This window comes from Paenibacillus kribbensis, from assembly GCF_001705305.1.
In the GTDB taxonomy this organism is placed as follows: Bacteria; Bacillota; Bacilli; order Paenibacillales; family Paenibacillaceae; genus Paenibacillus; species Paenibacillus kribbensis_B.
Window position 1 is genome coordinate 242,693 of record NZ_MCBP01000005.1, and the last position, 20,886, is coordinate 263,578.

Sequence of the window (20,886 nt, forward strand, 5' to 3'; positions counted from 1 at the left end):
TGCAGCTCCAAGCATATACTGGTGAAGATAAAAAATATAATGGCCTATTGACCAGATTTTAGCGTAATGACACTAAGCTCTGGTCTGCACAGCACACGAATCGGCAGCTTGGTCATGCCAACCCCTCTGCTGACATAAAGCGGCATCCGGTCCGCCCCTACATGAAACAATCCCTGAATGTACTTGCGTCCACCCGGAGGCGGCATCGCTGCTCCGATGACAGGCAAACGCACCTGTCCTCCATGCGTATGCCCCGACAGTTGAAGGTCAAAGGACATTCGCGCCGCCACATCCGCATAATCCGGCTCATGCATCAGCAGCAGCTTGCACATTTCAGCGGGGAGTCCATGAATGGCACGCCGTGGATTAGGTTTTCCCATGATGTTATCCTCTAAACCAACCATCGCCACACGCTGTCCCGAGCGCTCCACAATCACATGTTCGTTCCTCAGCAGCGTAAATCCGGTCTTCGGGTATAATTCCTGTACTCCGGCTGGCAAGCCTCTATAATCATGATTGCCCAAAATGGCGAATTTACCAAGAGTCGCGTGCATGGAAGCCATAACCGGAACAGCAGCCTTCATGGATATTGCATAGTCATCCACAATATCACCTGTAAAACAGAGCAAATCCGGCTCCAGTCCGGCAATCCGGTCCGCAAGATCGCGCAGATCCTGCTCATCCATATGAAAACCCAAATGTACATCACTGAAATGTACAACCCTGATACCGTCAAAAGCAGCCGGCAGGCGGGGCAGAGACAAGGTGAAGCGTGTAATCTCCAAATGATTAGGCTCCCATAAGGAAGCGTATCCTCCAGCCAAAAGCGCGGTTCCCGCTGTGGCTAAAGCCGCTTTTTTCAAAAAACGGCGGCGGGAAGGATTGGCCGGCTCATTTGAAGTGGGACGCCGCGAAGAACCGGGAGGGGTTGCGGCCTCATTGTACGGACCATCCTGACTCTCGCGGCGGGTTTGCGGCGTTTTCTCCATATGCGTGTCCCCTTGCTATTTATTCCTCTAGCTCACTATTCTGTAATTCTTACTTCCCTCGAAACTCTAACGATTAGTGGACAACCACGGTACCGCATAGTCTACCAAATCGCGTTGCCTCGCTAAAAAGCATGAAGCCTCTCCGATGTTGACCCGCGTAAAGCACGTAGGGCAATCCCGTTCAAAATCATACCCCAGCTGCTCAAAATCATCTGAGGTAATATTAAAGTCCTCAAAAGTAACCCACACTTTGGCTCCATCCACCATCATAGGAGCTTGATGCGTGATTTTTTCACGTCCGTTATACGCTGCTCGATATTCCGCTAAATGCAAAGACGTATTGCTGTCATGTCCGCAGCCCAGCAGCAGGACGTAAGCATCAGCCTCGTACAGCTTCCCCAGCGGTGAGTACTCACCCAGCCCAAAGTCGAGCTGATGATCTGACAGCAATTCCGAAGCGGCAGGTCCACGCGCCGCCAGGGAAACGTGCGGATGCTCGCTGCGCTCTGTTCCCGGCAGACCACGGAATGTTTCTACAATAACACCCATCCCCCCGGTCAGCGTCCAGGCCGGATCATAAGCGGGCATTTCCTCACGCACAAGCTCCCACCACGACTCATCCAGAGGCGGGTTCATCCAGGTCGACGGATCAGTCAAGTCATGAGACTGTGTCGGCATGACCAGCGTCCCTTCCGGGCCAATCGCTTCCGTTAATGCCGCAAGAATGGCGGAGGCCCCGCCTGGAACAAAGCGCCCGAAGCTGCGCATCGAAGAGTGAACAAGCAGCTTCATGCCGTTCCGAACTCCCAGCTCCTGTAAGCCCTTCATTACATCCGACCTGGTAACAGGTCGATTCGTTATCGTTTGCACAGTCACCTGCCCAGCCTCCTTTTCTCCAAAAACGATACACAATACCATAATTATACCATAAGTGCTATATTACTCTCCTCCCTCATGCTCCCCTCCATCTCTTATGAACGCAAAAAACAGGCTTTCTCCGATTGGAAAAAGCCTGTTTTGGTTTTGATGACATCTTTGCTGGCTCGCGCTATACAGTCAACCAACGCTTGAACATATGCTTGGTCGTTTGCTTGTTCATTTCGGCAATGGAGGTTGTCAACGGAATGCCTTTCGGGCAAGAACGTACGCAGTTTTGCGAATTACCACAGCCCTCCAGCCCGTCGTCCGTCATCAATGCATCCAGCCGCTCCTCCTGATTCATTTCCCCTGTCGGGTGGCTGTTAAACAGGCGAACCTGAGATATCGCCGCAGGTCCAATGAACGTTGTCTTCTCGTTGACATTTGGGCAGGCCTCCAGGCAAACCCCGCAGGTCATGCACTTGGACAGTTCATACGCCCATTGACGCTTTTTCTCCGCCATTCTGGGGCCAGGGCCCAGATCGTAGGTGCCGTCAATCGGAATCCATGCTTTGACCTTCTTGAGTGCGTTAAACATCCGGCTGCGGTCGATGATCAAATCCCGCACAACCGGGAATGTGCTCATCGGTGCAATCGTAATCGGCTGCTCCAGCTTATCAACAAGCGCAGCACAGGCCTGACGCGGCTTGCCGTTAATCACCATCGAGCAGGCTCCGCATACTTCCTCCAGACAGTTCGACTCCCAGCATACCGGGGCAGTCTCTTTACCATGGCTGTCTACCGGGTTGCGCTGAATTTCCATCAGCGCGCTAATCACATTCATGCCCGGGCGATAGGGTAATTCGAATTCTTCCGTATATGGACTGGCATTCGGTTCATTCTGACGGGTCACAACGAACTTCACTGTTTTATTCGATTTCACTGCTTGCTCCGACATCTAAAATACACTCCCTTCTATTATTTGTTCTTGGAATAATCTCGAATACGCGGCTTGATCAGCGAAACATCCACGTCTTCATATGAAATTTGGGGTCCTTCCGGTGTCCAGTCCGCAATCGTTGTTTTCAGGAATTCCTCATCGTTACGATCCGGGAAGTCCGGCTTATAGTGGGCTCCGCGGCTTTCATTGCGCAGCAGCGCCCCCTTGGTCATCGCTTCAGCCAGCTCCATCATATTCCACAACTGACGTGTAAACGCCGCACCCGCATTGTTCCAGCGCGAAGCATCATTGATGTTGATGTTGGCATAACGCTCCTTCAGCTCTTTGATCTTGTGGATCGTAGCTTCCAGCTTGTCGTTATAACGAACGACAGTCATATTGTTCGTCATCCACTCGCCCAGCTCTTTGTGAAGAACATAAGCATTTTCTTTTCCGTTCATATGCAAAATACGCTCGTACTTCTCCGTCTGCTGATTTACCGCTGCGTCGAACACGGAGGAAGCTACATCCTGGGTGGATTTTTTTAAGCCCTTGATGTATTCCACAGCCTTCGGTCCAGCCACCATCCCGCCGTAAATAGCTGACAACAACGAGTTCGCACCCAAACGGTTGGCTCCGTGATACTGGAATTCACATTCCCCGGCGGCAAACAGCCCCGGTATATTCGTCATCTGATTGTAATCGACCCACATGCCACCCATTGAATAATGCACAGCCGGGAAAATTTTCATCGGGATTTTACGCGGATCGTCACCCACGAATTTTTCATAAATTTCAATAATACCGCCCAGCTTCACGTCCAGCTCTTTCGGGTCCTTGTGAGACAGATCGAGGTAGACCATATTCTCGCCATTAATGCCAAGTCCTTCATCGACGCATACGCTGAATATTTCACGTGTCGCAATATCGCGTGGAACCAGATTTCCGTAAGCCGGATATTTTTCCTCGAGGAAATACCACGGCTTGCCGTCCTTGTACGTCCAAATACGACCGCCCTCACCCCGTGCCGACTCAGACATAAGACGTAGCTTGTCATCCCCCGGTATAGCCGTCGGATGAATCTGGATAAACTCACCGTTCGCATAGCGTACACCCTGCTGATATACCGCACCGGCAGCCGTACCGGTATTAATCACAGAATTTGTGGTTTTACCGAAAATAATGCCAGGACCACCCGAGGCCAAAATAACGGCATCCGCCGCAAAAGTTTTCACTTCCATCGTGCGCAAATCCTGCGCACAAATACCTCGACAGATACCTTCATCATCCAGTACCGCCTGTAAAAACTCCCAGTTTTCATATTTGGTTACCAAGCCATCGGATTCCCAGCGCCGTACTTGCTCATCCAAGGCATACAGGAGCTGCTGACCTGTCGTCGCTCCAGCAAAGGCTGTCCGATGATGCTGGGTACCGCCAAAGCGACGAAAATCCAGCAATCCTTCCGGTGTCCGGTTAAACATGACACCCATACGGTCCATGAGATGGATAATCCCCGGAGCCGCTTCGCACATTGCTTTTACCGGAGGCTGGTTGGCCAGAAAATCCCCGCCATAGACCGAATCATCAAAATGAATCCAGGGTGAGTCTCCCTCGCCCTTGGTATTTACTGCCCCGTTGATGCCGCCTTGAGCACAAACGGAGTGGGATCTTTTGACCGGAACCAAAGAAAATAAATGAACGTGGACTCCTGCCTCTGCCGCCTTGATCGTAGCCATCAGACCCGCCAGACCGCCGCCCACGACAATAATGTTGGATGCTGCCATTTCTGCTCACTCCTTGTTTTCAGGATTTTAGCCAAATCCCTTTACGATTGGAAATAGAATCTGCAAATGATGTAATACAAACGATGTATAGTGTAAATTCATTTTTTACAGTAGCTGTTGAATAGCGCTGCTTTGTATCAAAGCGGTAGCCGTTTCCTGGAATTCCGCGCTGCGGAATGCCAACAGGGAAGCGATAAAACCGAGGGATACCACCACGAACAGGGTCATGCAAATATAGGAGGATACCTTTTGCGCACGTGGTCCCACGGTGATGCCCCAACTGACCATAAATGCCCATAGCCCGTTAGCAAAGTGAAAGGATGCCGAAACAACGCTGATTAAATACAGAATAAAATAGACTGGGTTCGTTACAATGCCGTGCATTACACCGCCCAGCTCCTCATGTGTTACATTACCCAGAGCCACCTGAATACGTGTATCGAACACGTGCCAGATAATGAACACGAACGTAATGACGCCGGTAATACGCTGGAACAGAAAGCGCCAGTTACGCGAATAGCCAAAATTTTTGACATTCGGATCAGCCTGATAAGCAATATACAAGCCATAAATTCCGTGGAACAATAATGGCAAGTAGATGAATAACGTTTCAAGTACAATCACCAGCGGCAAACCATTCAGGAAGGCCACACTGCGATTGAATCCTTCCTTGCCTCCCTCCACTGCAGTGAAGTTCGTCACCAAATGCTCAACAAAAAAAAGAGCCAGCGGGATGACGCCAAGAAGCGAATGCAGCTTTCTGGAATAGAATCCTTTCATCTAGGTAATGCTCCCTTCTCCAATAATAGCGTTTTCAATAGTAGAAATATAACATATAGAATGACAGTTCCCGACAGGAAATGTCCAACAAGGTGTCCCTTATAAGGAAAATCAAAAGTGTGAACATCTTGTGTCGCTTTTATGTTACTCCTTTTCGGCTTATAATGGAATTGCAATATACGTATTAATTATTATGTCTTTTTTGCATATAGAGAGGAAGTGAATGATATGTTTGAGGATTTGAACGCCTTTGCCGTCATTGTCGAGCAATCCAGCCTGAATAAAGCCTCCAAACTGCTTAATCTGTCCCAGCCCGCCCTGTCCCGTAAAATCGCCAAGCTGGAGGAAGAATTGGGTGTGCATCTCTTTGATCGACGGGGCAAACGGCTCGAAATTACGTCAACCGGACGATTTGTATATACCTTCGCGCTGGAGCAACGGCAACGACAGCTCCGCTTTTTGCAAAAGCTGTCCCGGCACAAAAACGAAGCCCAAAGCATGCTCACCCTGGGCGCAAGTCTCACGACACTCCAAACAACGCTGCCCACCCTCGTCGAAGCTTTCATGAGCAAGCATCCCCAAACCGAGCTGAAGTTACTCACAGGCAAAACCCATGAAATCGTCGCTTTTGTACGCGACAAAAAAGCAGACGCCGGTGTTGTCGGGTCTGCCATTCATGAGGCCGGACTGCGTTGCATTCCACTATTTGACGATCATTTGGAGCTGGTCGTTCCGATAGGACATGAATTAACGGCCAAAACAGGAACGGCCTCGATGAAAGACCTGCAGGGTTTGCCGATGATTATTTTCTCCAAAGGAACCTGGTATCGCAGCTTGATAGATGATTTGTTCCAGCGCAGCGGCATCATGCCCGATATCCGTATGGAAATCGACTCCTTCGAGGCCATTGTTCGCTTGCTTCCAACCTGTAAGGCTTCTGCGTTACTGCCCAAATCCTATTTGCGCAGCGAACTGCTGCGGGATAATGGACTCACTGCGCTGTACTTGCCGGACTTGAAGGAGACACGCCGAACGACGTCTCTCATTTATTCAGAGGCGGCAGATCTCAGCTCGACAGCGCGAAGCTGGATTAGCGAGACACGCGCGTCGTTTGCCGGCTATCGTATGGTATAAGAGGGTTAGCCTTCTTCATTGACGTTAACGACCTCATCCTCAAAGCGGGCGATATTGTCATTAGAACCGATGATGACCATAATATCGTCCGCTTTTAGCCGATCCATAGCCGTTGGTACAATGAGAATACCGTTCGCCGTATGAAGCGCCACGATACTACAGCCAAAGCGGGTACGGGCATTCAGCTCTGATAACGTTTTGCCATTGAGACATGCAGGTACATTTAGCTCCACAATGCTGTATTCTTTGGATAGCTCCAAATAGTCGAGCAAATTAGGCGTAACCAGTTGATGGGCCACCCGTATTCCCATATCCCGTTCAGGATAAATGACACGGTCCACACCGAGCTTTTCCAATGCCCGTCCGTGCAGCACAGATATCGCTTTGGCTACGACTTTTTTTACACCCAGCTCTTTCAGCAAAATGGCGGTTAGAATGCTTACCTGAATGTCATCCCCAATAGCAACAATACCGCAATCGAAATTACGGATACCTAGTGACCGCAACGAATCCTCATCGGTAGCATCCGCAACAACAGTATGCGTCAGCAGCTCACTCATACTGTCTGCAACGTCCTCATTCCGGTCGATGCCAAGTACCTCGCATCCCATATCCACCAATTGCAAAGCCAGGCTTGAGCCAAACCGTCCCAAGCCAATAACTACAAACTGCTGCGTTTTCATATCTACTCGAAAACTCCCCTATCCTATAATCATTTTGCCTTCCGGATGCCGATATAATTCCTTACCCTTTTTGGGGCCTAGTGCATAAGCCAGCGTGAGCGGCCCGAGTCTACCTGCAAACATCGTCAGGGTAATCACCAGCTTGCCGACAACTGTCAAATCAGGTGTAAGCCCCATCGACAATCCGACCGTTCCAAAGGCAGACACCGTTTCGAACAAAATCATCAGAAAATGATGATCTTCGGTGGCAGACAAAATCATTGTTACTCCGATCACGAACAACAGTCCCAACAGAGTAATGGTCAAAGCCTTGTAAATTCGTGCTTGCGCAAGCCGATACTTGAACAATACAATGTCTTCCCGACCTCGCAGCATGGAAAACACCGCTCCAACGAGCAGCGCGAACGTGGTCGTCTTAATCCCGCCTCCCGTGGAGCCAGGGGAAGCCCCTATGAACATCAGTATAATGATAAAAAACTGCGTGGCCTGCCGCAGGCTTGCGATGTCCAGCGTATTAGCACCAGCGGTACGAGGGGTTACCGACTGGAATAAAGATCCCAGCAGCTTGCCTCCCCAATCGAGCGAGCCTAAGGTTCGCGGATTCGTAAACTCGAAAACAAAGATAACAAGGGTTCCGACTACAATCAGTGCAGCCGTCATGCTAAGTACCACCTTGGTATGCAAGGTCAGTCTCTGGCGTTTGCGATATTCTGCCAGATCCGACATCACCACAAAGCCGATGCCTCCCGAGATAATCAAAAACATAGCGGTAAAATTAACGACGGGATCATATACATAACCTGTCAGGCTGCGAAAGTGACCGAATAAATCGAAACCAGCATTGTTAAACATGGAGATCGCATGCCAGATTCCAAAATAAATTGCCCTGCCTACAGGCATATCAAAGGACCAGCGAACCGCAAATATCGTAGCGCACACGCCCTCAATGATCAGTGAATACAATAACACCTTACGGATCAAGCCGACGATCCCCTCTACAGAGGTCTGATTCATCGCCTCCTGCAAAATAAGGCGCTCCCGCAAGGAGATGCGACGCTTGAACACCAGCGCGATCAGGGTGGCCATGGTCATAAAACCGAGACCGCCGACCTGAATGAGCGCAGCGATCACCACCTGACCAAAGGTTGTAAAAAAAGTTCCCGTGTCCTTAACGACAAGCCCTGTGACACAGGTCGCGGAAGCCGCTGTAAACAAAGCGTCTATAAACGCAAGCGGCTTCCCCGTTGTATTGGAAATCGGCAGCATTAACAATAAACTACCTATAAGTATGATAGCGGCAAAGCCCGCAACAAATATCCGCGGTGGAGAAAGCCGAAGCCAGCCGGCATTGGGGTTCATGATCATCACTTCTCCTACTTGATGAATTATGAGCATGGAGACCGCTTCGGGTGCAGATTATTCCTCCGATTGCTGTTATCCCCGGATTTTTTGATTGTATAACCCCTTTAAAGGTTAAAATCCAGTGATAAAGGCAAACGCTGTCGCTTCTCCAGAACAATTCTGCCCCCTCCGCTACTGCCAGCCCATAAAATCACCAATCTCTTTTCAGTTTCTTTCGTCCGTTTCTTTTAGAGAAAACAGAAAAGTATCCGCAAAGCAGGATACTTTTGCCTTTCAATACTCACTACCTTATGAAACGTTTGATGACTTTAAGGCGGGCAGCAGCGCAGCGGTCCATTTGAATCTGGAGAAGCGGTAGCGCTCGCCTGAAAGCTTTCCGCAGGAAAGCTCGCTTCGTAAGCATAAACTGACTTTGAATTTTAACCTTATCAGGGTTTATCTAATCCAATAAAATTCAAAGTCAACAGCGATCGGAAGATCAAATGGAACGCGTAGCGTCCTTAACTCAGCAAACTTTTACTCACACTTTTATACACACAAAAAAAGACACCGGAAAACCGAGTGCCTGACTGGGTCCCTGTCACAGCCTACGAGGTTAGCTGACGGATTCGGGCAGCACAGTATGCCCTATTCACACGTCCGGTGCGAGACCGGCTGTAAAATTCACCCCAGTAACATGGTTCCCCCGTTTTCCTATGGAAATTCGGCTCAAATGTATAGCGCTACCTATTGATTTTATAGGCATTGCCTCAAGATTATAATCCTTCTGTATCCAGATCACAAAACCGATTTCGTCGAAAAAACGTTAATTTGGCTTTATTTTGCGAATAGGCAGCGTTTAATCGCAGTTTATCTTATTTTATTGAAACTTTAGGATGCTTTCACTCCATTTTCATGAATATCACAGCTGTGTTGGCGGGAACCTGTGCAGTATGATATCTTTAATGGATGCACTTATTTACAGATTAAGGAGGAAACTCATGAACCGTATCGGGAACCCGGTCGTGCTCTCGGCCAACTTCAAAAGATTAGGCTTGTTGGGCGGGATTGGCCTGATTTGCTTTTTTATCTTTCAATTGCTGATTCCCTCGCTTAGCAATCCAAGTTCAGAATCATTGATGAACACAGCGACAATCACCAAACAAGAAGCGGTTAACAACGCATTAGACTTCGCTCGCTCCGAGCTGGGCTATACTGAATCACCGCCAGAAATGCCTGTCGTCACCTATCAGGCTGAAACGGATTTGTACGGTTATTTATCCAGAGAAAAACTGCTTCCACAGTACGATCGTACATGGAAAAAAAGCTACCCTTACGAAACTTTTCGGGTCGATCTCCCAGACCCTTCCACGAAGGAGAAATTGCAAATTCATGTAGATTTATCGACCGGCAAAGTCGTTAGCTTTAAACGAATGACCTCCAGTACCAATTACGCACAAGCCGATATTTCTACGGATGAGCAAGCACGCAGCAGGCTTGTTCGTGCGGCTGAGGGCGACATGACGCTTGAAGCAAAAGAGCAGGCAGCGGCCGTATGGGTCAAACGCTTTGGCTTTAAGCCTTCGGACTTGAAGCTCGTGACCAACGAAGGGGAGGGTGGATTAAAGTATACCGTGGACGGAAAACAAATCGGCTCCTCGGTACTTACACTGGCGTTTACTTTTGAAGACGGGGATGTTCGCTCGTTTACACAGAGCTTTTCTGCCCCATCGTCCTATACCGATTATGTCAAAAAGCAAACCTACTGGGCCAACTGGATGACCTATGCAGGCTATGCCTTGTTTACCTTCGTATTGGCCGTACTCGCGATTGTCTACGCGTCTCTCACACGACGCCACACTTCCTTTGTACGCGGCATTGTTTTGTCCGTTGTGTATTTTGTTGCTACTATGGCAGGGACCTTGAACATGCTGCCTTTACTGCAAGCAGAAGCAGGCAGCCGGGGAATGCTTATATTTCTCATGGTTTTCCAGGTTGGTGTTTCCTTCGCTATGACCGTAGCACTCTACTTCTCCCTGGTCGGCGGTGACGGGCTTATGCGTCAGATTGGACTGAATACATGGCCACGTGCCAAAGAGCCGGGCTACGGGCTGTATGTGCTTCACAGTATGTATGTTGGTTACCTGTGGGCCTTTATTTTACTTGGAGTCCAATCCATTTTGTTCTTTGTGCTGGAACGTACCTTCAATACGTTCTCCACAACAGATGCCACGCAATCTCCTTACAATATGGCTTATCCATGGTTATTGCCCATTATGGCCTGGATGGCTGGTATTGGAGAGGAGGCCGTATACCGTCTGTTCGGTATTCCAATGGTCAAAAAAATAGTGAGGAACACTTTTGTCGCTTGCCTGATCACCACGCTCATATGGGCACTGGGGCATACACTGTATCCGATCTATCCGGTGATTTCCAGACCTATTGAGCTGACCTTCCTCGGATTGCTGTTCAGCTTTGTGTTCCTGCGTTACGGCTTTATCGCTGCCATGTTCAGCCACGTTATTTTTGACAGCATTCTCATGGGCTTTAGTGTGATGAGTTTGGGAGATACCGTGAACCTGAGCGCAGGTTTGTTCTGGATTTTACTCCCGGCCATTGTAGGTTACGTGATTTACTGGTTTAGTCCCAAAAAGCCTAATCGTATCATGTTTGAGCCCCTAAAAAAAGAGGAGCCGTATACTACGACTCCTCCTCCCGAAGGGCAGCTATAATTTGCCGCGCAAGCTTATCACCAATAGAGAGAGGCCGGAAGTCTTCGACGCTGGCCTCTCTTATTTTTTTAAGGGACCCAAAATGCTTAAGCAGCAGCTTGCGCCGCTTCTCGCCAATGCCCGGAATAGAGTCCAAACGGGACGTTATCATGGACTTGCCGCGTTGCTCCCGGTGGAATGTAATCGCAAAACGGTGAACCTCATCCTGAATCCGTTGCAGCAGATAAAATTCTTCGCTATTGCGAGCCAATTTCACAGCCTCATTGGATTCTCCCACCAGTAGCTGGGAAGTTCTGTGTTTGGCATCCTTCACGAGACCACACACCGGAATGAATAAACCCAGCTCATTTTCCAGTACATCAGCCGCCGCCTTAATTTGCCCACGTCCGCCATCGACAACAATCAGATCAGGGCGCTCCAGATCTTCCTTCAGCACACGCTCATATCGACGCCGAATAACCTCACGCATCGTTTCATAGTCATCCGGCCCCTGCACAGAACGGATTTTATATTTCCGATACTCTTTTTTGGCAGGCTTGCCGTCAATGAACACAATCATGGCTGATACAGGGTCAGAACCTTGTATGTTGGAGTTATCAAATGCCTCCACCCGATGCAACCGATCCAGTCCTATCGCACGCCCCAGATTGCTCGCAGCCTTGGATGTCCGCTCCTCGTCCCGTTCGATCAGCTTAAACTTCTCATCCAAAGCGACACGGGCATTTTCCGTCGCCATCTCGGTCATTTGTTTTTTCAGACCACGCTGTGGTACAAACACTTTTACATCCAGCCATTCAGCCAGAGCAAGGGCTGCCGTAGCCGGTTCCTCCAGCCCGCCGGAGAGCTGGGCTTCTGTTTCTGGATCTGCCTCCGCATAAGAAGCTCGTTCCTCAGCCACCAGCAATGCACCGGCAGGACGCTCTGCAGAATATTCTGCATTTTGCGCATCCTGATCCGTCTGCTTTACCAGCTTGGGTGTATCCGGCAGCAAAATTTCCTGTGGTACTGCCGGGTTGTCACTGTAATATTGCGTCACATAGGACATAAAATCGCTGTAAGCCTCGCCGTAGAAAGGAAAAGTCGACATATGCCGCTCGATCATTTTACCCTTGCGAACATATAGGATCTGCACACACATCCAGCCCTTGTCTACCGAAAACCCGAACACATCTCGATCCTTGGCATCAGAGGTTGTGATTTTCTGCTTTTCCATCATGGCGTCAATACTGATAATCTGATCCCGCAGCTCCTTGGCACGCTCAAAGTACAGCTCCTCTGCGGCCTCCTGCATTTTACGCTGGAGATCTTTTTTAATTTCCTCATGTCCCCCGCTCAAAAAAGAAGCGATCTCCTGACCAATCTGGTCATACGTTTCCTGATCAACTTCTTTTACACAGGGTCCCAGACATTGATGCATGTGATAATACAGGCATACTTCCTTGGGCATCACACCGCATTTGCGTAACGGATACATGCGATCCAGCAGCTTCTTCGTCTGATGTGCCGCGTAGGAGTTGGGATAAGGCCCAAAATATTTTGCTTTATCTTTGAGAACGCGCCGGGTCACCTCCAGCTTGGGGTGGGCCTCGTTCGTAATTTTCAAATACGGAAAGGTTTTATCATCCTTCAACAGCACATTATAGCGCGGCTGATATTTTTTGATCAGGTTACACTCCAGAATGAGCGCCTCCATATTACTGGCTGTTACGATATATTCAAAATCACGAATATCGGCAACCAGTCGCTGCGTCTTGCCATTATGGCTGCCTGTAAAATAGGAACGGACCCGGTTTTTCAACACTTTGGCCTTGCCGACATAAATGATGGTGCCTTCTCCATTCTTCATCAGATAACAACCCGATGCATCCGGCAGTAACGCTAATTTATGCCGTATGTTCTCCAGCGCCTTCTCCTGATCGTGCAAGTCCTCCGTAAAAGATTTCATCCGCCCGGTTCCCCCTTCCATCCTTAAATGACTGCTTAACTACGATATCAATATAATTATACAGGAATAATACGCAAAAAACGCCCCCGGTATATACAACCGGAGGCATTGACCATTCACGGCCGATCCCCAGACCCCCGCAGGAGCATGGGTCACATGCAATGATTATTGGTGTTTGGTAAGCATGTTTTTCAGCGCTTCTTTCGAGTTCAAACCTACCACTTTATCAACAGGCTGTCCGTCTTTGAAGACGATCAGAGTAGGAATGCTCATAACGCCGAAACGAGAAGCGGACTCTGGGTTTTCATCCACGTTCACTTTCGCGATTTTGACGCTGTCGCCCACCTCTGTGGACAGATCCTCCAGAATTGGAGCGATCATTTTGCAAGGACCGCACCATGGCGCCCAAAAATCAACCAAAACGGTTCCTGTGCCTTCGACTTCTGCGTTGAAGGATTGATCGGACACGTTAACAATTGCCATTGTATGTTCCTCCTTTATAGAAAAGTCAAGATTATTATAACCTGTAATGTCTTTTTCGACACCTATTAATTATATCACAATAGTTTTTTAATTGTAAGATATCAAAATAGCAGACGGATGCCTCTTTACCCCCGCTGGTTTTTCCCCTTTACGGTAATGATATCAACAAAAGGACGAATCCGGTCCATCAAACGTTGTCCCTTGTACATTTCCTCCCCATCCTTGCTCGTAAAGCTGAGATGCTTCTCCAGCCCTTCTAACGTGTAATTGGAGGTATAAAAGGTGGGCTTGCGGTTCATTCGGTAATTCAAAATAGAGCCCATCACATGATCCCGTACCCAGGGGCTTAAATTTTCGGCCCCAATATCGTCAAATACGAGCAGGTCACAATTTTTTAGCATTTCGGTCGTTTCCTTTAATTTTTGCCCATCCTGAATCATGGACTTTAAGTCCTCTACAAAATCAGGCATATACACGATCACACCGTTCAGCCCATACAAGGCCAGCTCGTGCAGTAAGTATCCCATTAAAAAGGTTTTTCCCGTACCAAAAGTACCTTCCAGATACAGTCCTTTTTTTAACAAGCCCTGACTTTTGGTTTCTTCAATATAGCGGAATACCTGATTAACTGCAGGCACCCGTTGCAAGTCCTTGCGCGCAATTTCAACGGCATTATATCCTTCCAGCAGCGCGCGCTCATCCACATAAAAGCTTTTAATTCGCTGACGCACCCGTTGTTCATGTTGGGCAGCAACCAGCTTGGCGCACGGGGTCCGAATGTCCACGATTTCCGCTGTTCCATTCGGATATTCCACACCCAACTTGCAAAAGTGGCCCTGAAAATCGTTAGGACACCGTTCCAGCCCCGGGCAATTGTCACAATTTCGACGATCCCGGGCATACTGAAAAAGCATGCTCATATTGAGCCGCAATTGCGCTTCGTCCACATCAGGATGCGCAGTGCAAAATTCCTGCACCAGCGGATCATTAAGTACCTGATCGGCCACATTGCGCGTGCGCTGGCGGAACGAAGGGTTCTGCATCTGCTGTAGCAAATCGCCCAGTGATTCCAAGAAACACTCCTCCTTTCTAAAATGTGCAGAGTTATGGGGGGAGAGACGCTTCGCTGATGGATCATTCTTACGATCGCTGTTGCCACCAGATTTTTTCTATCGTAATAGAAATTTAAAGGTAAAAATCCGGTGGCAAAGGCGAACGCTATCGCTTCTCCAGAACGATTCCATCCGCTCCGCTGCCGACCGCCATAAAGTCGACACATTATTGAATTGGCTTTGCTTAATAATTTTATAAAACCTAAATATCAAAATAACCGCTACACCTTTTTCTGTTTACCCGATTGCATACGCTCGGCCAGGCGTAGCAGTTCGTCCAGTTCTTCCTCGGATACGGAATCCTCGGAAGGCTGGTCCTGTACGATCGGAATGGATGGCTTGGCAGAGCCACTATTTTTGCCATACGAGCGGGAGCGGCCACCGCCGGAAGAAGAAGCAGCGGACTGTTTTCCCTTTACCTTGGCTTGATCCCGTATATATTGAACGGCCTTTTCATAAGTATTTACCTGCTTTAGCAGCATATTGGAAGCAACGGCCTCGACAAAATTGCGGTTGATCCGTTGATCACTCCCCGACACGAGCAGAGACATCAAATAATGAATGAGCACATTGATGACTTCACCGGGCAGCTTATAGCTGATATCAATTTTTTCGAATATATCCAGCAGGTTACCGGGAACCGTGCCGGGGAAAAAGGTTTGCAGCAATCGGCGATAAGGCTCGTTACGCAACATCATATTATATTGGTGAATGTCACATTTGGCTGTGAACTGTGGTGGCACCTCTACATAAAATTCCATTTCTACCGCCTGCTCTACGGGTGGCTCTTCAGGAGGGGAAGCTTCCCTCTGACGTAAAGCGACCACCTTGGCGGCCTGCACCTGCTGTTCCTCCTGACGCTTCCGCTCCTGTCTGGATTGCTGGCTAGCGCGAAGCTGAAGCTCGTCGAGCAGCAAATCGCCTGCTTCGGTAAAAATACCGTCCTCATCCAGCAATCGGCTGATGTCCTGTACAGATAGACCAAATTTGCGGACAACGTAATTCACCATGCCTAACTGCTCATGCTCAAAACGCAGACGCTCCACGTGCTTGCGATTGACGGATTCACGCGGAAAACGGAGAATGATGTCAGCATAGTTCAGCGCTTCCTCCGACTCTGACGTTAATGCCCCAGTCTGACGGCCTGTGGACACTTCGGACAGCGCCTGCTCCAGCTCATAATCTATAACATGGGTGTTCAGCTCAAACAGCTCATAAAACGGAACCGAAATATTCTCTTTATTATAGGAAGATTGCGACCATTCGCTAGATTCCCTGCTCCACAGCGACTCTCTCAGAGAAAGCACTGCAAACTTGCCGATTTTGTCTCTGAGCAAAAGGGTGAGGTGCTGCGTTCTGAAAAATTCGGCAGGTGCGAGCGGCGGCTGCATCTCATATTCATACATATAGTCGTCCGTTTCCGGTGCATACAGCCTGGACGTCTGCAACAGACCGACAGCCTCCAGCTTGGAGGTCTGCTCAATCAAATACTTGCGTCCCTTCTCACTCGGCTCCAGTCCCAGTGTCAGAAAAAGTCGACGCTGCTGTTCCAGAGGCGAATAACCAATCTGTCCGGCTGGCACATGCTGGAACAACAGTCGATATAGACTGACCGCAAATGCACCTACCATCGGCTGATAGACGCTTCCCAGCATCAATTCATCCAGTGCGCTCAAGCCAAACTCCCGATAAACGCAGTAGCGGTGGTTCTCAGTATAGTGCAGCAGGTTTTTCATCCGCATCCCAACATTCTTCCTTTCCTGACATAACGGTTTCCAAGATGTTTTTCTATTCTATCATACTTGCCCTCTGCTGGGACGAACAAAATAAGGGCAATTGTTCTCCATTTTGGCAGCCGTATTCGTCTGTGTTCTCCTTTTTTCGCGAATACTAACTATTTTATGACTTTGTGACCTGCATCACGGCAAAAATAAAATTCTTCACACTTCTTTCATTGGTGAAAAGCTTTACTTTGAGCTACAATATAATGGTTAAGCATCACGGATTGCATACAGGAAGACCTATTGAAGTACACATCATTTCGGCAGTGCCGATTATCATTTACAGATTGCAAAGGAGTGTAGATCGTGAATCAACATCAACCTCAACAACCCCCAGCAACACCCAACGAAGTAGCCTCCACACTGGAAGGCTGGTATGCGCTTCACGATTTTCGGTCCATCAACTGGACGGCATGGAAAACGGCAGACGATGAGGAGCGCGCCGGAGCGTTGGACGAGCTTCAAGAATTTATGAAGGAATGGAGCGTTACCGAGGAAGCGGGTCTGGGTAGCTCTGCTGTCTATACGATCGTTGGACAAAAGGCCGATTTCGTTATGCTGCACCTGCGTGAAACGCTGGAAGACCTCAATAAGATGGAAAATGATTTTAACAAAACAACCTTCGCCAAATATACAACTAAAACCTACTCTTATGTGAGCGTGGTGGAGCTGAGCAACTATTTGAGCAATGATGAAGATCCAATGCAAAATCCGCAAATCGTCGCTCGCTTGAAACCTGTTTTGAACAAGGCTCGTTATATTTGTTTCTATCCGATGAACAAAAAACGTGATCTGGACGACAACTGGTACATGCTTTCGATGGACGAGCGTCGTACCCTGATGCGCAGCCACGGTTTGATCGGACGCAGCTATGCCGGCAAAGTGAAGCAGATCATTTCCGGTTCCGTAGGCTTTGACGATTGGGAATGGGGCGTTACACTGTTCTCCGACGACGCCCTGCAATTCAAGAAGCTAATCTACGAAATGCGTTTTGACGAAGTGAGTGCCCGTTACGGTGAATTCGGCTCCTTCTATGTCGGCAGCGTGTTGAACGAAGAAACATTCGAAGACATGCTGAAGCTGTAAAGCACAAACGTCAGCACTAATCGCAACATACAATCAAGGATTCCGTGAACTACCGCTTCGGAGCACGGAATCCTTTTTTTATAGCCTCAAAGTCCAAAAAAAGAGAAGGAGCCCCCTTATTGTAGCACAGGCTCCACCACTACAGATGTATCCTCGCTTTTCGCCAGCTTTCTTTTCTCCAATGCGATTTGAATAAAAATAAGAAGCAACAGACCACTTAACAAGATCAAAAAGCCGCCAAGCTCAGGAATAAAATATTTTAGACTTCCCCCTTTAAACCCCAGTCCTCTCAAAAACTTGAAATGCCAGGTCAAAGGAAGAATATTACTAACATATTGCAGCGATGTGGGCAGCATAGCTACTGGCAATTGAGCACCGCTAAGCAAGAACGAAGGCAATATAATCAGCATGAGACGCGGAGAAGCTTTTCCCGGATTCGCCGCATTCCACCCCAAAGCCATCGCAAACAAGCTTAGACTAATCGTGTACAGTAGAAACGGAATACTGATCTGCCATACATTCGCTTCAAACCGGAGTCCGCCGATCTGCTTAAGCAAACCAATGGACAAGTAAAAGGACACACATCCTACTAACGCATACGGTAGCACCCTTAGAATCAAACCGTACGAATGCTGTAGCTCCTCTTTTAATCTGCCTTGCTCCCGCAAGCGTGGGACAATGGTCAGTGCAGAAGCACCAATCAGTGAAATCATGACCGTATTGATGAATCCCATAACCGAGGTCATTAAAGTAGCATTGGTGGGATTATACAGCAGACGCTGCTGGAGTAGCATGTTGGAAGTAAGTCCTGTTACCTGGCTGTCACTCATCCCCATGCCCTTTAGTCCACCACCAGCCAGTATTGCATTTTCCGTGGCAATGATCTCTGTGACCGCCGAGCGCAGATTCCCTGTGGCCTGACCTACCGTGTTATCTACATAAAAGCCGATGTTGCTCTGAACTCCCTTAAGCCTATTTTCCTCCAGACCTGCCGGAAGATAAATCACTGCAAAAAACTTTTCATTATATAGGAGTAAATTCGGATCGCTTTCATTCTCTTGTACATAACGTACGTCAATATACTGGGATGCATCCAATTTATTAATAAGCTGTCGGCTATAATTACTATGATCTAAATCGACTACAGCGACAGATGCATCATTCAGCTGATTATTTTTGAAAACAAACCCGAAGACTACCGCCACTAGAATCGGGACAAGCAGCAGTACGAACACCATCCTGCCGCTGACCAATAGCTTCCATTCTTCTATAAACGCCTTCATTTCGTCACAACCTCTATCGTCATTCCAGGTAATAATTCAGATGTTCGTGGGACATCTACCCGCACTTGAAAGGAACTTATATCCGACAAACCTTTATCCCGACTCATTCTCATGTTGGTATACTGCGGAGCAGAGGTGATGTATCTCACCTTGCCCTGAATGTCTTTGTCTAAAGCAGCGACATGCGAAGTCACATTTCCCCCTGCTTTAAACTGCGAAATGGAATCCTCATCCACATAAATATCGTAGTATAGCTGGTTGGTTTCAATAACGACGCCCGTTGCCCCCGTAGCAACGATTTCTCCCATCTTGGGTACAATGCGGGACACTTTACCGTCTGTAGATGCCTTCAGCACCATACGTCCACGCTGCAATTCCAAGGTTTTGAGTTGAACGCTTATTGCCTGCTTTTGTTGAGCCAGAAGATCTACATTGTATTCACTATTCTTAACATCTTTTCGCGTTTGCGAGGTTTGATTCAGGGCTTCCTTGGCCTTTTCTGTTTTGATACGAGCCTGCTGACGTTCCTCAGCGGTTGCACCTGCCTGCATTTTGTCCAAAGCGGTTTGCTGCTGGGCGATACCATTTCGAGCAATGTCAGTTTGCTTGCTGGCGGCAGTAATCTGATTGTTCGCAATCTCAACCTGATCCTTAGCCGTAGCTAACGCAATTTGGGCATTATCCAGTTGATTTTTGGCATTATCCAGTTCTGCTTTGGTTCCGGCACCGGCATCGTACAACGCTTGGACACGGTTGTAATTCACTTTGGCCAAGTTAAGAGCCTCTTGCCTGGATGCTACTGTTTTTTGTGCAATCTCCGCATTTGTTTTGGCTGTCTCCACTCCTGTCAGAGCTGCATCCAACGATTGTTGTGCTGCTTCAATCGCCAGCTTTTGTTTTTGAATGTCCTCTGCACGTGTACCTTGGTTTAATAAGGATTCTCCGGTCTGCGCAGCCTGAATATCCAATTGTCCCTGCTTTTCTGAATTCGAGATTTTCTCTGACTGATTTTGCAATCCGTCTTTGGCCTGCTTTATTTTCACATCAGCCTGCGCGATATCTGTTTTTAATTTCTCAATTTGCAGGTCCAAGTCCACAGGATCAAGGGTCATGAGCACATCTCCTTTTTTCACTTGTTGTTCCTCCTTTACCTCAATGGTGTTCACTCTTCCCCCTACGCCCTGAAAAGCAACATTTACAGTATCTGCGGTAAGCAGTGTGTTTTTATGTTGGGCTGCCATACTCACAGCATCCTTACCGCTCATTGCCATCAGCGTACCTCCAGTACCTAATGCGACAACCAGTAGAACGTACACGATGATCTTTTTATTCATTGCATTAAACTCTCCTTCATGATGGTTTAGCAAATGATAGTTTGAAAATAATAGTCAAAAAACAAATAAGAAGTCTGATAGTACGATGTCTAACTATTTAAGCCAGGAAATTTTTCATTCCTGTTTTATCCGTTCAAGACCTGAGGAAAACTTCTGTAATAACGTAGCAAAAAGAATATGATCTTCCTGCGTAAATTCATTCAGCAAATCTGAAAAAAGCTGAATGAACACTGGGATTCTTTCCGTCATTAACTGTTTTCCTTCACTAGTCAAGGAGATCGCGGTCATACGACGATCCGTCAGCGTACTTCTTCGGATAATTCCGTCCCGTTCCAACTTGTCAATTAGGCTAGTTACAGTTGAACGTGTGACTCCTGAAAACTCAGCTAGTTCAGATGGAGTTAACGAACGGTCATACAAAAACAAAGGCATTAATATTTTCAGATTTCCGATGGATAGCCCGTATTCGGACAGTCTGGAGGATACTCCATTGTACACCTCGTGAGCTGTCTGTACGAAAAGCACTAACGTATTCAATGATTGGGAGTCCATATCTGGAAACTTTTCTGCCAATAAGTTTATTTTCCTGGGATCAGCATTGATGTTAAAATCAGAATTCAA

17 protein-coding genes and 1 riboswitch are annotated in these 20,886 nt (G+C 48.0%); of the genes, 3 read left to right on the forward strand and 14 right to left on the reverse strand.

Annotation, left to right across the window (positions count from 1 at the left end; all coding sequences use genetic code 11):
- Window positions 1-44: 44 nt before the first annotated feature.
- From BAZ21_RS12080 to BAZ21_RS12100, 5 genes are all read right to left on the reverse strand, one after another.
- The gene (locus BAZ21_RS12080; RefSeq protein ID WP_068500525.1) at window positions 45-989 is read right to left on the reverse strand and encodes a metallophosphoesterase; all 945 of its coding nucleotides are present in this window, start codon (window positions 987-989) and stop codon (window positions 45-47) included.
- Window positions 990-1,055: 66 nt separating this feature from the next.
- Window positions 1,056-1,865 (reverse strand): aminoglycoside N(3)-acetyltransferase, encoded by an 810-nt coding sequence (locus BAZ21_RS12085; protein WP_068500950.1) that lies wholly within the window; start codon window positions 1,863-1,865, stop codon window positions 1,056-1,058.
- Window positions 1,866-2,037: 172 nt separating this feature from the next.
- On the reverse strand, window positions 2,038-2,805 hold the full coding sequence (gene sdhB / locus BAZ21_RS12090; protein WP_010347871.1) for a succinate dehydrogenase iron-sulfur subunit: 768 nt from the start codon (window positions 2,803-2,805) through the stop codon (window positions 2,038-2,040).
- 20 nt (window positions 2,806-2,825) lie between these two features.
- Entirely contained in the window at window positions 2,826-4,571 is a 1,746-nt protein-coding gene (sdhA, locus tag BAZ21_RS12095; RefSeq protein ID WP_068500528.1) for a succinate dehydrogenase flavoprotein subunit, read from the reverse strand.
- 105 nt (window positions 4,572-4,676) lie between these two features.
- On the reverse strand, window positions 4,677-5,351 hold the full coding sequence (locus tag BAZ21_RS12100) for a succinate dehydrogenase cytochrome b558 subunit (protein ID WP_068500533.1): 675 nt from the start codon (window positions 5,349-5,351) through the stop codon (window positions 4,677-4,679).
- A 228-nt stretch (window positions 5,352-5,579) separates the two neighbouring features.
- On the opposite strand from BAZ21_RS12100, the gene BAZ21_RS12105 reads away from it, so the two are divergent.
- Window positions 5,580-6,485, forward strand: coding sequence for a LysR family transcriptional regulator (locus BAZ21_RS12105; protein WP_068500536.1), 906 nt, complete (start codon window positions 5,580-5,582; stop codon window positions 6,483-6,485).
- Window positions 6,486-6,490: 5 nt separating this feature from the next.
- On the opposite strand, the gene BAZ21_RS12110 is transcribed toward BAZ21_RS12105, so the two are convergent.
- Window positions 6,491-7,168, reverse strand: coding sequence for a potassium channel family protein (locus tag BAZ21_RS12110; protein WP_068500539.1), 678 nt, complete (start codon window positions 7,166-7,168; stop codon window positions 6,491-6,493).
- A gap of 18 nt (window positions 7,169-7,186) precedes the next feature.
- The gene (locus BAZ21_RS12115) at window positions 7,187-8,527 is read right to left on the reverse strand and encodes a TrkH family potassium uptake protein (RefSeq protein ID WP_068500542.1); all 1,341 of its coding nucleotides are present in this window, start codon (window positions 8,525-8,527) and stop codon (window positions 7,187-7,189) included.
- Window positions 8,528-9,100: 573 nt separating this feature from the next.
- A riboswitch (cyclic di-AMP (ydaO/yuaA leader) is annotated at window positions 9,101-9,249 on the reverse strand.
- Between the two features lie 261 nt (window positions 9,250-9,510).
- Here BAZ21_RS12115 and BAZ21_RS12120 point away from each other — a divergent pair.
- Entirely contained in the window at window positions 9,511-11,241 is a 1,731-nt protein-coding gene (locus BAZ21_RS12120) for a CPBP family intramembrane glutamic endopeptidase (RefSeq protein ID WP_068500545.1), read from the forward strand.
- Here BAZ21_RS12120 and uvrC read toward each other — a convergent pair.
- The 4 genes from uvrC to BAZ21_RS12140 all read right to left on the reverse strand — a co-directional run bounded on the left by uvrC (window position 11,210) and on the right by BAZ21_RS12140 (window position 16,523).
- Window positions 11,210-13,186, reverse strand: coding sequence for an excinuclease ABC subunit UvrC (gene uvrC, locus BAZ21_RS12125; protein WP_068500547.1), 1,977 nt, complete (start codon window positions 13,184-13,186; stop codon window positions 11,210-11,212). The two genes, BAZ21_RS12120 and uvrC, sit on opposite strands and share 32 nt — an antisense overlap.
- A 165-nt stretch (window positions 13,187-13,351) precedes the next feature.
- Window positions 13,352-13,669, reverse strand: coding sequence for a thioredoxin (trxA, locus tag BAZ21_RS12130; protein ID WP_007431909.1), 318 nt, complete (start codon window positions 13,667-13,669; stop codon window positions 13,352-13,354).
- A 125-nt stretch (window positions 13,670-13,794) separates the two neighbouring features.
- A complete protein-coding gene (gene dnaI / locus BAZ21_RS12135) occupies window positions 13,795-14,742 on the reverse strand; it encodes a primosomal protein DnaI (protein ID WP_007431910.1) in 948 nt (315 codons plus the stop codon).
- 260 nt (window positions 14,743-15,002) lie between these two features.
- Window positions 15,003-16,523: a DnaD domain protein gene (locus BAZ21_RS12140; RefSeq protein ID WP_068500550.1), complete on the reverse strand. Its 1,521-nt coding sequence runs from the start codon at window positions 16,521-16,523 to the stop codon at window positions 15,003-15,005.
- 345 nt (window positions 16,524-16,868) lie between these two features.
- On the opposite strand from BAZ21_RS12140, the gene hemQ reads away from it, so the two are divergent.
- Entirely contained in the window at window positions 16,869-17,648 is a 780-nt protein-coding gene (gene hemQ / locus BAZ21_RS12145; protein ID WP_068500552.1) for a hydrogen peroxide-dependent heme synthase, read from the forward strand.
- A 116-nt stretch (window positions 17,649-17,764) separates the two neighbouring features.
- Here hemQ and BAZ21_RS12150 read toward each other — a convergent pair whose 3' ends face one another.
- The 3 genes from BAZ21_RS12150 to BAZ21_RS12160 form a co-directional block, all read right to left on the reverse strand.
- Complete coding sequence (locus BAZ21_RS12150; RefSeq protein WP_068500554.1) at window positions 17,765-18,931, reverse strand: ABC transporter permease; 1,167 nt, start codon at window positions 18,929-18,931, stop codon at window positions 17,765-17,767.
- Window positions 18,928-20,265 carry an HlyD family secretion protein gene (locus BAZ21_RS12155; RefSeq protein ID WP_068500557.1) on the reverse strand — a complete coding sequence of 446 codons (1,338 nt, stop codon included), beginning with the start codon at window positions 20,263-20,265 and terminating at the stop codon, window positions 18,928-18,930. Before BAZ21_RS12155 ends, BAZ21_RS12150 begins: the two co-directional genes overlap by 4 nt.
- Before the next feature lie 114 nt (window positions 20,266-20,379).
- Window positions 20,380-20,886, reverse strand: a complete 507-nt coding sequence (locus BAZ21_RS12160; RefSeq protein ID WP_068500560.1) for a MarR family winged helix-turn-helix transcriptional regulator — start codon at window positions 20,884-20,886, stop codon at window positions 20,380-20,382.